This is a genomic window from Burkholderia sp. HI4860 (assembly GCF_002223045.2).
Taxonomy (GTDB): Bacteria; Pseudomonadota; Gammaproteobacteria; order Burkholderiales; family Burkholderiaceae; genus Burkholderia.
In genome coordinates, this window is the sequence record NZ_NKFO02000003.1 from 2,113,116 (window position 1) to 2,127,063 (window position 13,948).

At 66.1% G+C, this 13,948-nt stretch carries 14 protein-coding genes; 4 read left to right on the plus strand and 10 right to left on the minus strand.

The window, feature by feature from the left end; genetic code table 11:
• Positions 1-41: 41 nt before the first annotated feature.
• From CFB34_RS25080 to CFB34_RS25100, 5 genes are all read right to left on the minus strand, one after another.
• On the minus strand, positions 42-1,160 hold the full coding sequence (locus CFB34_RS25080; protein WP_089441193.1) for a polyamine ABC transporter substrate-binding protein: 1,119 nt from the start codon (positions 1,158-1,160) through the stop codon (positions 42-44).
• A gap of 62 nt (positions 1,161-1,222) precedes the next feature.
• Positions 1,223-2,665, minus strand: a complete 1,443-nt coding sequence (locus CFB34_RS25085; protein WP_089441192.1) for an aspartate aminotransferase family protein — start codon at positions 2,663-2,665, stop codon at positions 1,223-1,225.
• Positions 2,666-2,702: 37 nt separating this feature from the next.
• Positions 2,703-4,040 (minus strand): glutamine synthetase family protein, encoded by a 1,338-nt coding sequence (locus tag CFB34_RS25090; RefSeq protein WP_089441191.1) that lies wholly within the window; start codon positions 4,038-4,040, stop codon positions 2,703-2,705.
• 27 nt (positions 4,041-4,067) lie between these two features.
• Positions 4,068-4,853: a gamma-glutamyl-gamma-aminobutyrate hydrolase family protein gene (locus tag CFB34_RS25095; protein WP_089441190.1), complete on the minus strand. Its 786-nt coding sequence runs from the start codon at positions 4,851-4,853 to the stop codon at positions 4,068-4,070.
• A 283-nt stretch (positions 4,854-5,136) separates the two neighbouring features.
• On the minus strand, positions 5,137-5,322 hold the full coding sequence (locus tag CFB34_RS25100; protein ID WP_043184603.1) for a hypothetical protein: 186 nt from the start codon (positions 5,320-5,322) through the stop codon (positions 5,137-5,139).
• A 455-nt stretch (positions 5,323-5,777) separates the two neighbouring features.
• Between CFB34_RS25100 and CFB34_RS25105 the strand changes: the two genes are divergently transcribed.
• Both CFB34_RS25105 and CFB34_RS25110 read left to right on the plus strand, forming a co-directional pair.
• Entirely contained in the window at positions 5,778-6,329 is a 552-nt protein-coding gene (locus tag CFB34_RS25105; RefSeq protein WP_089441340.1) for a cupin domain-containing protein, read from the plus strand.
• Between the two features lie 96 nt (positions 6,330-6,425).
• On the plus strand, positions 6,426-7,916 hold the full coding sequence (locus tag CFB34_RS25110; RefSeq protein ID WP_089441189.1) for an aldehyde dehydrogenase: 1,491 nt from the start codon (positions 6,426-6,428) through the stop codon (positions 7,914-7,916).
• A gap of 64 nt (positions 7,917-7,980) precedes the next feature.
• Here CFB34_RS25110 and CFB34_RS25115 read toward each other — a convergent pair whose 3' ends face one another.
• Positions 7,981-8,181, minus strand: coding sequence for a heavy-metal-associated domain-containing protein (locus tag CFB34_RS25115; protein ID WP_089441188.1), 201 nt, complete (start codon positions 8,179-8,181; stop codon positions 7,981-7,983).
• 349 nt (positions 8,182-8,530) lie between these two features.
• Here CFB34_RS25115 and CFB34_RS25120 point away from each other — a divergent pair, with 349 nt between their 5' ends.
• Both CFB34_RS25120 and CFB34_RS25125 read left to right on the plus strand, forming a co-directional pair.
• Positions 8,531-8,863, plus strand: coding sequence for a cupredoxin domain-containing protein (locus tag CFB34_RS25120; RefSeq protein ID WP_089441187.1), 333 nt, complete (start codon positions 8,531-8,533; stop codon positions 8,861-8,863).
• Positions 8,864-8,875: 12 nt separating this feature from the next.
• The gene (locus CFB34_RS25125) at positions 8,876-9,712 is read left to right on the plus strand and encodes an FTR1 family protein (protein WP_089441186.1); all 837 of its coding nucleotides are present in this window, start codon (positions 8,876-8,878) and stop codon (positions 9,710-9,712) included.
• Positions 9,713-9,834: 122 nt separating this feature from the next.
• Here the strand turns inward: CFB34_RS25125 and CFB34_RS25130 are convergent, their stop codons facing one another.
• From CFB34_RS25130 to glmU, 4 genes are read right to left on the minus strand one after another with little or no spacing between them, the layout of a single operon-like run.
• Positions 9,835-10,053: a hypothetical protein gene (locus CFB34_RS25130; RefSeq protein ID WP_011353435.1), complete on the minus strand. Its 219-nt coding sequence runs from the start codon at positions 10,051-10,053 to the stop codon at positions 9,835-9,837.
• Positions 10,053-10,529 (minus strand): hypothetical protein, encoded by a 477-nt coding sequence (locus tag CFB34_RS25135; protein WP_089441185.1) that lies wholly within the window; start codon positions 10,527-10,529, stop codon positions 10,053-10,055. Before CFB34_RS25135 ends, CFB34_RS25130 begins: the two co-directional genes overlap by 1 nt.
• Positions 10,530-10,588: 59 nt before the next feature.
• The gene (gene glmS / locus CFB34_RS25140) at positions 10,589-12,406 is read right to left on the minus strand and encodes a glutamine--fructose-6-phosphate transaminase (isomerizing) (protein WP_089441184.1); all 1,818 of its coding nucleotides are present in this window, start codon (positions 12,404-12,406) and stop codon (positions 10,589-10,591) included.
• Between the two features lie 50 nt (positions 12,407-12,456).
• A complete protein-coding gene (gene glmU / locus CFB34_RS25145; RefSeq protein ID WP_089441183.1) occupies positions 12,457-13,818 on the minus strand; it encodes a bifunctional UDP-N-acetylglucosamine diphosphorylase/glucosamine-1-phosphate N-acetyltransferase GlmU in 1,362 nt (453 codons plus the stop codon).
• Between the last annotated feature and the right edge of the window lie 130 nt (positions 13,819-13,948).

The following is a 13,948-nucleotide window of genomic DNA, read 5'->3' on the forward strand; positions in this document are numbered from 1 at the left end:
CAGGCGAGAAGCGCCGCCTGCGCCGCCGGCATTCAGGTCGATCAGTGGCCGGTCTTCAATTGGGCCCACAGACGGTTCTCGAGGCGCAGGATGTCGGCCGGCATCGGCTTCATCAGCACCATCTTCTTCAGCACGTCTTCAGGCGGGTAGACGGTCGGGTCCTGCGCGACGGCCGGCGTGACGAACTGGTGCGCAGCCTTGTTCGCGGTCGGGTAGAACACCGTGTTGGTGATCGCCGCGTTGACCTTCGGATCGGACACGTAGTTGATCCACTTCAGTGCGGCCTCGGGGTGCGGCGCATCCTTCGGGATCACCATCACGTCGAACCACAGCAGGCCGCCTTCCTTCGGGTTCGAGAACTTGATGTCGTACGAACGCTTCGCTTCCGACGAGCGGCGGTGCGCGATGCCGACGTCGCCCGACCAGCCGAGCGCGACGCACACGTCGTTGTTCGCGAGGTCGTTGATGTAGCCGGACGAGTTGAACTGGGTGATGTACGGGCGGACTTTCTTCAGGACTTCGAAGGCTGCCTGGTAGTCGCCCGGGTTCTTGCTGTTCGGATCCTTGCCCATGTATTGCAGCGTGGCGGCGAACACGTCGACGGCCTGGTCGAGGAACGACACGCCGCAGCCCTTCAGCTTTTCCATGTTGGCCGGGTCGAACACCAGCGCCCAGCTGTCGACCGGCGCCTTGTCGCCGAGTGCCTTCTTCACCGCCTGCACGTTGTAGCCGATGCCGTCCGTGCCGTAGGCCCAGGGCACACCGTACTGGTTGCCCGGATCGGCGTCCGAGATCATCTTCATCAGCAGCGGATCGAGGTTCGCGAGGTTCGGCAGCTTCGACTTGTCGAGCTTCTGGTACACGCCGGCCTGGATCTGCTTGGCCATGTAGTTCGACGTCGGCACGACGATGTCGTAGCCCGAGCTGCCGGCCAGCAGCTTCGCCTGAAGCGTGTCGTCGCTGTCGTAGTTGTCGTACTTGACGTGGATACCCGTCTGCTTCTGGAAGTTCGGGATCGTGTCGGGTGCGATGTAGTCGGACCAGTTGTAGACGTTCAGCTCGTCGGCCGCGTGTGCCGTCGGGCTGGCGACCGACGTGAACGCGGCCGCGGCGGCAAGGGCGGCAACGGAACAGGCTTGGCGAAGAAAGCAGGCACGCATGGTGGAATTCCCCTGGTTATGGCGGCGTGCGGCGCCCGCCGCACGCCTGTAGGCAAAAACCGTTACGAAATACCCAGTTGCTGGGCGGTTGCATCGACTGCTTTTTTCGCCTTCGATACGAGTTCATCGATTTCCGGACGCGAGATCACGAGCGGCGGCGACAGCAGCATCCGGTCGCCGGTCGCGCGCATGATCAGGTTGCCGTTGAAGCAGAAGTCGCGGCAGATCGTGCCGACGTCGCCGCCGTTCGCGAAGCGGCGGCGTTCGGCCGGCGCTTCGGCGAGCTGCAGGCTCGCGACGAGGCCGTGGCCATGCACTTCGCCGACGATCGGGTGACGCGCGAAGGTTTCGCGCATCAGCGCCTGGAAGTACGGGCCCGTGTCGTTCTTCACGCGCTCGACGATCCCTTCGTCGCGCAGCAGCTTCAGGTTCGCGACCGCGACGGCCGCCGCGACCGGGTGGCCCGAGTACGTGAGGCCGTGGTTGAATTCGCCGTTGTCGATGATCGGCCGTGCCACGCGTTCGTGAATGCCGACCGCCCCCATCGGCACGTAGCCCGACGTGAGGCCCTTGGCCATCGTGATGAGATCGGGTTCGAAACCGAAGTGCTGGTGCGCGAACCATTCGCCGGTGCGGCCGAAGCCGCCGATCACTTCGTCGGCCACCAGCAGGATGTCGTACTTGCGGCAGATCCGCTGGATTTCCGGCCAGTACGTCGACGGCGGGAAGATCACGCCGCCCGCGCCCTGGAACGGCTCGCCGATGAACGCGGCGACGTTCTCCGCGCCGAGTTCGAGGATCTTCGCTTCGAGCTGCTGCGCGCGCGCCAGGCCGAACGCTTCCGGCGTTTCGCCGGCCGCCGCTTCGCCGAAGAAATACGGCTGGTCGATGTGCACGATGTTCTCGACCTTCGACGGCATCTGCTCGTGCATGTAGCCCATCCCGCCGAGCGTGCCGCCGGCGATCGTCGAGCCGTGATAGCCGTTCTTGCGCGAGATCACATACTTCTTCTGCGGCTGGCCCTGCACGCGCCAGTACTGGTGCACGAGGCGCAGCACGGTGTCGTTGCCTTCCGAGCCGCTGTTGCAATAGAAGAAGTGGTTGAAGCCCTTCGGCGTGACTTCCGCGAGCATCGCGGAAAGCTCGATCACCGGCGGGTGCGTGGTCTTGAAGAACGTGTTGTAGAACGGCAGTTCCTGGATCTGGCGATACGCGGCGTCGGCGAGTTCCTTGCGGCCGTAGCCGACGTTCACGCACCAGAGGCCGGCCATCCCGTCGATCACCTTGTTGCCGTCCGAGTCCCACAGGTAGACGCCGTCGGCCTTCACGATCACGCGGCTGCCGGCGCGGTTCAGCGCGCCCATGTCGGAGAACGGGTGGATGTGGTGCGCGGCGTCGAGCGCGCGGTATTCGGCGGTCGTGCGCGCCTGCGTCGCGCGCGGTGCGGCGGCCGTGGCGCTCGGTGCGGCCGGCTGGACCCAGGCTGATTCGTTGCGATACGTCATGTTTCCTCCGTGATTCCGTATTCGGTCGGGTGCACGCTCAGACGTGCAGCAGCAGATGGCGGCGTTCCCACGAGCTGATCACGCGGAAGAACGCTTCGTATTCGGTTTCCTTCAGCGCGAAATACGCCTTCAGGAACTTGTGGCCGAGGATCTCGCCGAGCGGCTCGCAGGCGGCCATCAGCGTCAGCCCTTCCTCGAGGTTGCGCGGCAGCTGGTACGGCAGCTCGTAGCCGTCGCTGACGAGCGGCTCGGTCGGCTCCAGGCGCTGCGTCATGCCGAGATAGCCGGCCGCGAGCGTCGCGGCGAGCGCGAGGTACGGGTTGCAGTCGACGCCCGGGATGCGGTTCTCGATACGGCGTGCCGACGGGCCCGAGTGCGGGATGCGGAAACCGACCGTGCGGTTGTCGTAGCCCCACTGCACGTTGATCGGCGCGGCCATGAAGCGCGACAGGCGGCGATACGAGTTGATGTACGGCGCGAAGATCGGCATCAGCGCCGGCGTGTATTTCTGCAGCCCCGCGAGGTAGTTGTAGAACATCGACGTCGCGCCGCCGGTTTCCGGCGACGTGAACAGGTTCTGGCCGGTTTCCTCGTCGACGATGCTCTGGTGCACGTGCATCGCCGAACCGGGCTCGTCTTCCATCGGCTTGGCCATGAACGTCGCGTACATGTTGTGACGCAGCGCGGCCTCGCGCACCGTGCGCTTGAACAGGAACACCTGGTCGGCCAGCGACAGCGCGTCGCCGTGCATGAAGTTGATCTCCATCTGCGCGGCGCCGACTTCGTGGATCAGCGTGTCGATATCGAGGTTCTGTGCTTCGCAGTACTCGTAGATGTCCTCGAACAGCGGGTCGAACTCGTTGACGGCCTCGATCGAATACGACTGGCGGCCCGTTTCGGGGCGACCCGTGCGGCCGACCGGCGGGCGCAGCGGCAGGTCGGGGTCCTTGTTCATGTCGACCAGGTAGAACTCGAGTTCCGGCGCGACGACGGGCTTCCAGCCCTTCGCCTTGTATAGGTCGAGCACGCGGCGCAGCACGTAGCGCGGCGAGATCTCGACCGGCGAGCCGTCGAAGTGCACGCAGTCGTGGATCACCTGCGCGGTCGGGTCGACGGCCCACGGAATCAGTCGGATCGTCGACGTGTCGGGCACGCACACCATGTCGGGGTCGGTCACGCCGGTCAGCGAGCCGTCTTCCGGATATTCGCCGGTGACCGTCTGCACCATCACGGCTTGCGGCAGGCGCATCGATTCGCCGGACGTGAACTTGTTGCGCGGCGTGATTTTGCCGCGCGCGATGCCGGCCATGTCGGGGATGATCGCTTCGACTTCGGTAATCCGGTGCTGCTTCAGAAAATCTTCGATGTCTTGCATGTCTGTTCTCGTTGGTTGGGTCGGCGCTCAGGCGAGCGCGGCGGCCGTGGCGCGCGTGCGAGCAGCGCGGCGGGCGCGGCAGGCATCGCCGAAGGCGCGGAAGATCGCGCTCGACAGCGGGTCCTGCGCATGGCGCCATTCCGGATGCCACTGCACGGCGAGGGCGAAAGCCGGTGCATCGACGACGCTCACGGCTTCGATCAGCCCGTCCGGCGCGACGGCTTCGACGGCGAGACCGGAGCCGAGCTGGGCGATGCCCTGCTTGTGCAGCGAGTTCACGTGCACTTCGTCGCGGCCGCCGGCGAGGGCGTGCAGCGTGCCGCCGGGCGTCAGGCGCACGACGTGCGCGGGGCCGTACTGCGTGTCCATCGGCGCGTCGTCGTCCTCGCGGTGATCGGCGAGGCCCGGCACTTCGTGCACGCGCTGGTGCAGCGTGCCGCCGCAGACGACGTTCAGCTCCTGGAAGCCGCGGCAGACGGCCAGCACGGGCACGCCCGCGGCAATCGCCGCGCGCAGCAGCGGCAGCGTGGTCGCGTCGCGGGCCGGGTCGTGCTTCGTGCCCGGCGCGCTCGGTTCGCCGCCATACCGATGCGGCTCGACGTTCGAGTAACTGCCGGTAAACAGCAGGCCGTCGACCGTGTCGAGTACGTCGTCGACCGACTGGCGCTCGCCGAGCGCGGGCAGCACCATCGCGAACGCTTGCGCGCCATCGACGATCGCGGCGACGTATTTGTCGCCGACCGTATGCGACGCGTGTGCGCCGATTTGCGTGTGGTCGGCGGTGATGCCGACGAGAGGTTTCCTTCTATCCATGACGTCAATCAGTTATCCGGAAGGTCGTTGCGTCTTGCTTGCCGGATGTGGCGAAACGACGGCGTGCAACGGCCCCGCAGCCTTGCGCAAGAGGCAAGGCCGCTGGTGAATGGGCGCAACGGGATGGCGTGGCGATCCGCGCTGCGCGCGACGATCAGGCCGTCGTTCGTTTCATTGCGACACGCGACGCGGCAACGCATGCGCGAACGCGTTCCGTCACCGCACGGACGATGCGGTTGGCGAATCAGCAGACGAAACGAACGACGTAAAGAAAGGAGAGGCGCTACGGCAACAGCGACGCCACTTCGTCGGTGTCGACGGCGACGAATGCGCGTGCGGAAACGGCGTTGTGACGCCGAACGGAACGACGGGACAGGATGGTGTAGATCGACAGGTGAAGCAGGCGAGGACTATGCCAGCCGCAACTGCCGTCGTCGGAAGCGGACGCCGCGCTGCGCAAACTTCGCACATCGCCTCGATCCCACCTCACCAGAGGGCCACGGACTCTCACGATTACACTCGACTGGGTTGTTGAAAGTATTGAACACCTGACCGTTTCGACGCGCTGGGCGTTTAAAATAATCAAGGCGCCGGTTACGCGTTATTTACATTGATGGGCATCAATTTTTGCGTTGCAATAACGTTTTTTGCTGCCGATGAATGCTTGATGACGCTAACCTGAGAGCCAGCATATACGAGCCAAAAACGGCGTCAAATGTTTTTTAACGGTGTTGCATCAGGGCTTTCCCGAGCAGTGCGAACAAAAGATTCGTAAAAGGAATAATCGGCGCGGTGTTCATTATTTCGAACGCCTTTCAGGGTTTTCCCCGCTGATGCGCGGCATAAAGTGATTAGAATATTCAACGGCTGTCCACCGCGTCGTTTCACTTTGTCATCGCACTTATCGTGTCCGAAACCGAATCGATGTCCACCGAAGTCGCCGAGCGCCTGCGTTTCGTGCGCAACAAGCATGGCCTGTCGCAGCGCGAACTCGCGAAGCGGGCCGGCGTGACCAACGGCACGATCTCGCTGATCGAACAGGGCCGCGTGAGCCCGTCGGTCGGTTCGTTGAAGAAGCTGCTCGAATGCATCCCGATGAGTCTCGCGGAGTTCTTCACGTTCGAGCTGATCGAATCGCGCTCGGTCGTGTCGCGTCGCGACGAGATGCCCAACCTCGGCAACGACACGCTCGCGTTTCATCTGGTCGGCGCGAGCATGAAGGATCGCAACATGTGCATCCTGCGCGAGATCTACCAGCCGCAGGCCGACACGGGGCCCGAGATGCTGGTGCACGCGGGGCACGAGGGCGGGGTCGTCGTGTCGGGCCGGCTCGAGCTGACCGTCGACGGTGCGACGTGGCTGCTCGACCCCGGAGACGGCTACTACTTCGAAAGCCGTTTGCCGCACCGTTTTCGCAATCCCAGCGCGGACCTGATCTGCGAGGTCGTCTCGGCCAATTCGCCGGCGACCTTCTGAGCTCCCCCCGCGCGTCACTGCATTCGCTGCCGGCCGGCTGCGCGTCATGCGCAGCGGCGTGCCGCATCGCGAATGCCAAAAAACTGAGGCATCCTGATGAACAAGTTGACTTTGGCTGACTGGCAGGACAAGGCGGCGTCGCTCAAGATCGAAGGGCGCGCATTCATCGACGGCGCGTCGCGCGACGCGCACGGCGGCAAGACGTTCGACTGCGTGAGCCCGATCGACGGCCGCGTGCTCGCGAAGGTCGCCGATTGCGGCGAAGCCGACGTGAACGCGGCTGTGGCCGCCGCGCGCCGCGCGTTCGACGCGGGCGTGTGGGCCGGGCTGAACCCGCGTGCACGCAAGGCCGTGCTGCTGCGCTGGGCTGCGCTGATGCGCGAGCATCTCGACGAGCTGTCGCTGCTCGAAACGCTCGACGCCGGCAAGCCGATCGGCGACACGACGACGGTCGACGTGCCGGGCGCCGCGTACTGCGTCGAATGGTTTGCGGAAGCGATCGACAAGGTGGGCGGCGAAGTCGCGCCGGCCGATCATCATCTCGTCGGTCTCGTCACGCGCGAGCCGGTCGGCGTGGTGGCCGCCGTCGTGCCGTGGAACTTCCCGATCCTGATGGCCGCGTGGAAATTCGGCCCGGCGCTCGCGGCCGGCAACAGCGTGGTGCTGAAGCCGTCGGAGAAATCGCCGCTGACCGCGATCCGCGTCGCGCAACTCGCGTATGAGGCCGGCATTCCCGCCGGCGTGTTCAACGTCGTGCCGGGCGCGGGCGAGCCGGGCAAGCTGCTCGCGCTGCATCGCGACGTCGACTGCATCGCGTTCACGGGCTCGACGGCGGTCGGCAAGCTGATCATGCAGTACGCCGCGCAGTCGAACCTGAAGCGCGCGTGGCTCGAACTCGGCGGCAAGTCGCCGAACATCGTGCTGCCCGATTGTCCCGATCTCGACCGCGCGGCACAGGCGGCTGCCGGTGCGATCTTCTACAACATGGGCGAGATGTGCACGGCGGGCTCGCGCCTGCTCGTGCATCGCGACATCAAGGACGCGTTCATCGAGAAGCTCGTCGTGGCCGCACGCGCGTACGTGCCCGGCAATCCGCTCGATCCCTCGGTGTCGATGGGCGCGATCGTCGACGGCATCCAGCTCGAGCGCGTGCTCGGCTATATCGAGGCCGGGCGCAGCGAAGGCAGGCTCGTCACGGGCGGTGCGCGCGTGAAGGAGGAAACGGGCGGCTTCTACGTGGAGCCGACGGTGTTCGAGGTGAAGCCGGATGCGAAGATCGCGCGCGAGGAGATCTTCGGGCCTGTGCTGTCGGTGATCGTGTTCGACGATGTCGACGAAGCGGTGCGGATCGCGAACGACACCGAATACGGGCTGGCGGCGGCCGTGTGGACGTCGAACCTGACGACCGCGCACGACGTGTCGCGCCGGCTGCGTGCGGGCACCGTCTGGGTGAACTGCTACGACGAGGGCGGCGACATGAACTTCCCGTTCGGCGGCTACAAGCAGTCGGGCAACGGCCGCGACAAGTCGCTGCATGCGCTCGAGAAATACACCGAGCTGAAGTCGACGCTGATCCGGCTGCGCTGACGCGCAATCGGGCGCGGGCGCAGCGCCGGTTGGCGGTGTGCCCGCGGGTCGCGGCGCGCGGGCGTTATGCGACGCGCAGCGCGGGGTGGAAGCCGGCGGCTTCGATGATCGACTGCACGCGCTCGGCGCTTTGCGCCGATTCGACCTTGACGAGCTTCGCCGCGACGTCGATGTCGAGCTTCGCGGCGGGATCGGCGGCCGTCACCGCGCGCGTGATGGCGTTGGCGCAGCCGCCGCAGGTCATGTCCTGGACTTCGAATTCCATCGTGTTCTCCTGAGTTGACGATTGACAAGCATCGACAGCATGAAGCTTGCCACGGTGGGAAGGTCAAGCGTGCGCGTGTTGCCGGAAATCCGTGTCGCGGCCTCGCTGCAACGTCAGACGGTTGTAAACATGAAGTCTGATGAATCGCGAGCGCGCCCTTGACGTCATTCCGAATTTATCCTGATTGACGGCGAAGCGTGCTGGCCGTCACGGGGCGGATGCCTTGCCGGGCAACGCGCGACGACGATCCGTGAAGCGTGATCACCATGTTGCAAGTAAGGGTACGCGAGTTGAAAATGCGAATCGATCTTAGTATCGGTTCCCTTCGATATTTCAATTCGTTACCGTCATGAACCGTTTTGCTTTCGGCTTCGCGCTGGCCCTGCTGGGCGCATCGGCCACGTCCGCATTCGCGGCCGACGATGTCGTCAACCTGACCCTGAAGGACCACAAGTTTTCGCCCGATGGCGTGACGATCCCGGCCGGCAAGAAGGTGAAGTTCGTCGTGAAGAACCTCGACGCGACGCCCGCAGAATTCGAGAGCGACGACTTCAAGGCGGAGAAGGTCATCCCGGCCGGCAAGTCGGTGGAAATCATGGTCGGACCGCTGAAGGCCGGCACGTACGAATTCCACGACGAGTATCACGAAGCGCAGTCGAAGACGCACCTGACCGTCAAATAAGCCGATATCGCCATGTTGTCTACTGCCCTGATCGTCTTTCGTGAAGTGCTCGAGGCCGCGCTGGTGGTGTCGATCGTGATGGCCGCCACCAAGGGCGTGCCGCGGCGCGGCTGGTGGGTCGGCGGCGGGCTGGTGGGCGGCGTGATCGGCGCGGGCCTGATCGCCGCGTTCGCCGACGTGATTTCGCAGTGGGCGTCCGGCATGGGGCAGGAGGTGTTCAACGCGGGCGTGATGTTCGTCGCGACGCTGATGCTCGCGTGGCACAGCATCTGGATGAGCCGGCACGGCCGCGAGATGGCGATGCAGATGACCGAGGTCGGGCGTGCCGTCGCGGCTGGCAGCAAGCCGCTGACGGGGCTGGCGATCGTGGTCGGCGTTGCCGTGCTGCGCGAAGGCTCCGAGGCCGTGCTGTTCCTGTACGGCATCGCGGCGGGCGATCCGGGGCAGACGCCGCAGATGATCGTCGGCGGGCTGCTCGGCGTGCTGGGCGGCGCCGGGCTCGGCTACGGGATGTATGCGGGCCTGCTGCAGATTCCGCTGAAGCGCCTGTTTTCCGTCACCAACTGGCTGATCGTGCTGCTCGCGGCGGGGATGGCGAGCCAGTGCGTCGGCTTCTTGCTAGCGGCGGGCCTCGTGCCGTCGTGGGGCGACGTGATCTGGGATACGTCGTGGCTGCTCAAGGAAACCAGCATCGTCGGCAAGGCGCTGCATACGCTGATCGGCTATACCGCGCGACCGGCGGGCATCCAGATCGTCGCGTACCTTGCGACACTGGCCACCATCGTCGGGCTGGCACGGCTCGTCGGCCGGCCGCAGGCGGCCATGCGGCCGCCACGGCCGGTGGCCTGAGTTGTCCGGGTGCGAATAAAAAAGGGGTGTTCATCACGGACGCCCCTCTTTTCATGTGCGGTTCGCGGCCGGCCCGTGCGCGGCCTCCACAGCCGCGTGCGGGTGGCGCACGCCGCGCTTGCTCAGCGATGGCTGTCGATCCAGGCGCGAGCCCATTCGAGCCCCGCGTCGCGCGCGTCGTCCTCGGTGTCGAACACGCCGAGCACGCCGGATGCCTCGACCAGCTTGTTGTTCTGCGTGATCGTGCCGCTCGCCGCGAAGCGCTCGGGTTGCAGGATCTCGTCCTGCTGCAGGATCGCGTGCCCCCAGATCTGGTAGCCGTGATAGGTTTGCGCTTCCATTATCGAGCTACCTCCGCGGAGCGGCCGTGCGTGCCGACCTGCAGCACGTTGCCGTCCGGCGTGTATTGACGCGGGATGTTGGAGTAATTCAGTGCACGCGGCGCATCGGGCGCAGCCGGCTGCATCACCGTCAGGCGTCCCGGTGCGGGCTGCGCAACGGGGCGCGGAGCGGCCGGCGTCGCGGCCGCGGGCGGACGGTGCGAATCGGTTTTCACGGCCTGCGCGACGCGGCGCTTGTGCGGTTTCGCCGCGGCTTTCGGGGTGGCGTTCGCGTGCTTCTCCGCGCTCTTGCCGGCGCGTGCGTCGGCGCCCGTGTGCGTGGCCGCGGTACGGGCATCCGGGGTACGGACTTCCGGCGCGTGGGCTGCCGGCTTCCGTGCTTCGGGCGGGTTCCAGACCTCGACGTAATGCTCGGCGGCCCGGCCCGTCGACGCGAACGTCAGCGCCAGCACACCGCATCCAATCAGTCTTACCATTGTCTCTCCGTCTGTCTCGGCGGCGCACACGTTGCTGGTGCGCCGACCGGTGCCCTGCCTTACTCCACCGTCACCGACTTCGCGAGGTTCCGCGGCTTGTCGACGTCGGTGCCGCGCGCGCACGCGGTGTGATACGCGAGCAATTGCAGCGGCACGACGTGCAGGATCGGCGACAGTTGCCCGTAGTGCTCCGGCATCCGGATCACGTGCAGTCCGTCGTCGTTGACGATCTGCGTGTCGGCATCGGCGAACACGTATAGCTCACCGCCGCGCGCACGCACTTCCTGCATGTTCGACTTCAGCTTCTCGAGCAGCGTGTCGTTCGGCGCGACCGTGACGACCGGCATCGCTTCCGTGACGAGCGCGAGCGGCCCGTGCTTCAGTTCGCCGGCCGGATAGGCCTCGGCGTGGATGTACGAGATTTCCTTCAGCTTCAGCGCGCCTTCGAGCGCGATCGGATAGTGCAGCCCGCGACCGAGGAACAGCGCGTTTTCCTTGCGCGCGAATTCCTCCGACCACGCGATGATCTGCGGCTCCAGCGCGAGCACGCTGTTCAGCGCGGCCGGCAGGTGGCGCAGCTCCTTCAGGAATTGCGCTTCCTGCGCGGCATCGACGTGCCCGCGCAGCTTGCCGAGCGTGGCCGCCAGCACGAACAGCGCGACGAGCTGCGTCGTGAACGCCTTCGTCGACGCGACGCCGATCTCGGTGCCCGCGTGCGTCAGGAACTGCATTTCGGTGAGGCGCACCATCGCGCTCGTCGCGACGTTGCAGACGGCAAGCGTATGCGTATGGCCGAGCGACTGCGCGTGCTTGAGCGCGGCGAGCGTGTCGGCCGTCTCGCCCGATTGCGAGATCACCAGCACGAGCTGGCGCGGGTTCGGCACCGATTCGCGGTAGCGGTATTCGCTCGCGATCTCGACCTGGGTCGGAATCTTCGCAATCGATTCGAGCCAGTACTTCGCGGTGAGGCCCGAGTAGTAGCTCGTGCCGCACGCGAGGATCAGCAGGCTGTCGATGCCAGCGAACGCGGCGGGCGCGGCGTCGCCGAACAGCGTCGCGTCGAACGCGTCCGCCTGCGGCACGGTATCGCTGATCGCGCGCGGCTGCTCGAAGATTTCCTTCTGCATGAAGTGGCGATACGGCCCGAGTTCGACCGCGCCGCCGTACGCGCTGACCACGCGGATCTCGCGCTGCGCGGTGGCGCCGTTGCGGTCGACGATCTTCACGCCGTCGAGCGACAGCTCGCACACGTCGCCTTCCTCGAGGAACGTGAAGTGGTCGGTGCTGCCCGCGAGGGCGAGCGCGTCGGACGCGAGGAAGTTCTCGCCGTCGCCGTGGCCGACCACGAGCGGCGAACCCTGGCGTGCGCCGACGACGGTGTGCGGCTGGTCCTTGTGGATCACGGCGATCGCATACGCGCCGTGCAGCTGGCCCACCGCTTCGCGTACCGCGTCGAACAGGTTGCCGCGATACAGGCTGTGCACGAGGTGGGCGATGACTTCGGTGTCGGTCTGCGACACGAATTCGTAGCCCTTCGCGCGCAGCGCTTCGCGCAGCGATTCGAAGTTCTCGATGATGCCGTTGTGGACGAGCGCGAGCGCGTTCGACGAGAAGATCGGGTGCGCGTTGTGCGTGACGGGCGCGCCATGCGTCGCCCAGCGGGTGTGCGCGACGCCGGTGGTGCCTTCGAGGTTTGACTCGCGCACCTGCGCGTCGAGATCGGCGACGCGTGCGACGCTGCGCGCGCGCTTCGGTGCGTCCGGCTCGAGCACGGCGACGCCGCACGAATCGTAGCCACGGTATTCGAGGCGCCGCAAACCTTCGATCAGCACCGGAACGATATTACGCTGCGCAACTGCGCCGACAATGCCGCACATGAAATCTACCTTCCATAGGGAAGCGGGCGCCGTACGGCACCCGCGTGATGTTAACTTTTCTTCTTGACCGGGCGGACGTAGCCGCTCTTCGCGGTCTGGGTCTTCTCGTTCAACGCGAGCAGGCCGTCGGCCACGTCCTTCCAGATCGTCGTGCCGGCGGCGATCGTCACGCCGCGGCCAACGCGCACGGGTGCGACGAGCTGCGTATCGGAGCCGACGAACACGTCGTCCTCGATCACGGTGCGGAACTTGTTCGCGCCGTCGTAGTTGCAGGTGATCGTGCCCGCGCCGATGTTCACGCGCGCGCCGATGTCGGCGTCGCCGATGTACGTGAGGTGGTTCGCCTTCGAGCCGTGGCCGATCACGGCGTTCTTCACCTCGACGAAGTTGCCGACGTGCGCTTCGTCCGCGAGTTGCGCGCCGGGGCGCAGCCGCGCGTACGGGCCGATCACGGTGTGCGCGCCGAGCTCGGCGCCGTCGATGTGCGTGAACGCGTCGATGCGCGTGCCCGCGCCGACCGACGCATTGCGGATCACGCAGTTCGCGCCGATCGTCACGTTGTCCGCGAGCGTCACGTTGCCTTCGAACAAGCAGTTCACGTCGATCGACACGTCGCGGCCGCAGCGCAGCGTGCCGCGCACGTCGATACGCGCCGGATCGGCGAGTGTGACGCCGTCGACGAGCAGCGCATCGGCGATGGTGCGCTGGTGGATGCGTTCGAGCTCGGCGAGTTGCGCCTTGCTGTTCACGCCGAGCGTTTCCCATTCCTCGTCGGGCTGCGCGGTGACGACCTCGAAACCGGCCTCGATCGCGAGTTCGACGACGTCCGTCAGGTAGTACTCGCCCTGCGCGTTCTCGTTCTTCAGCGCGCCGAGCCACATCGACAGCTGGGCCGTGGGCGTGACGATGATGCCGGTGTTGATCTCGGCGATCTTCAGCTGTTCGGGCGACGCGTCCTTCTGTTCGACGATGCGCGTGACGAAGCCGGCCGCGTCGCGCACGATGCGGCCGTAGCCGGTCGGATTGTCGAGCGTGACCGTCAGAATCCCGTAGCGGCCTTCGCGCGCGGCGTCGACGAGGCGCTGCAAGGTCGACGCGCGCGTGAGCGGCACGTCGCCGTACAGCACGAGCGTCGGTTGCGCGGGATCGAGGAGCGGCAGCGCCTGGCGCACCGCGTGGCCGGTGCCGAGCTGCTCGGCCTGCACCGCGAACTGGACGTCGGGCGCGGCGACGGCGGCCTGGACCTGCTCGGCGCCATGACCGACGACGACGACGAGTCGGGACGGCTGCAGTGTGCGCGCGGTGTCGATGACGTGGGAGAGGAGCGGCCTGCCGGCCAGGGGGTGAAGCACTTTCGGCAGCGCGGAACGCATGCGCTTGCCGGTGCCTGCCGCCAAAATCACGATATTCATGGCGCGCGCTTGGGTCAGAGTTCGAAGCCGTCCATTTTAGCATGCGGCCCCTGTCGCTCCGGGCCTGTCGCGGCGGGGCGACAGCGCCGGAAAGCGGCCTTGCGGCCCCGTTCCGGCGGGTGTTCCGGCC

What these genes read in the sequence shown, in the direction of transcription:
- CFB34_RS25080 (WP_089441193.1), bottom strand. Translation starts at nt 1,160, where the DNA reads ATGCGTGCCTGCTTTCTTCGCCAAGCCTGTTCCGTTGCCGCCCTTGCC.
- CFB34_RS25085 (WP_089441192.1), bottom strand. Translation starts at nt 2,665, where the DNA reads ATGACGTATCGCAACGAATCAGCCTGGGTCCAGCCGGCCGCACCGAGC.
- CFB34_RS25090 (WP_089441191.1), bottom strand. Translation starts at nt 4,040, where the DNA reads ATGCAAGACATCGAAGATTTTCTGAAGCAGCACCGGATTACCGAAGTC.
- CFB34_RS25095 (WP_089441190.1), bottom strand. Translation starts at nt 4,853, where the DNA reads ATGGATAGAAGGAAACCTCTCGTCGGCATCACCGCCGACCACACGCAA.
- CFB34_RS25105 (WP_089441340.1), top strand. Translation starts at nt 5,778, where the DNA reads ATGTCCACCGAAGTCGCCGAGCGCCTGCGTTTCGTGCGCAACAAGCAT.
- CFB34_RS25110 (WP_089441189.1), top strand. Translation starts at nt 6,426, where the DNA reads ATGAACAAGTTGACTTTGGCTGACTGGCAGGACAAGGCGGCGTCGCTC.
- CFB34_RS25115 (WP_089441188.1), bottom strand. Translation starts at nt 8,181, where the DNA reads ATGGAATTCGAAGTCCAGGACATGACCTGCGGCGGCTGCGCCAACGCC.
- CFB34_RS25120 (WP_089441187.1), top strand. Translation starts at nt 8,531, where the DNA reads ATGAACCGTTTTGCTTTCGGCTTCGCGCTGGCCCTGCTGGGCGCATCG.
- CFB34_RS25125 (WP_089441186.1), top strand. Translation starts at nt 8,876, where the DNA reads ATGTTGTCTACTGCCCTGATCGTCTTTCGTGAAGTGCTCGAGGCCGCG.
- CFB34_RS25130 (WP_011353435.1), bottom strand. Translation starts at nt 10,053, where the DNA reads ATGGAAGCGCAAACCTATCACGGCTACCAGATCTGGGGGCACGCGATC.
- CFB34_RS25135 (WP_089441185.1), bottom strand. Translation starts at nt 10,529, where the DNA reads ATGGTAAGACTGATTGGATGCGGTGTGCTGGCGCTGACGTTCGCGTCG.
- glmS (WP_089441184.1), bottom strand. Translation starts at nt 12,406, where the DNA reads ATGTGCGGCATTGTCGGCGCAGTTGCGCAGCGTAATATCGTTCCGGTG.
- glmU (WP_089441183.1), bottom strand. Translation starts at nt 13,818, where the DNA reads ATGAATATCGTGATTTTGGCGGCAGGCACCGGCAAGCGCATGCGTTCC.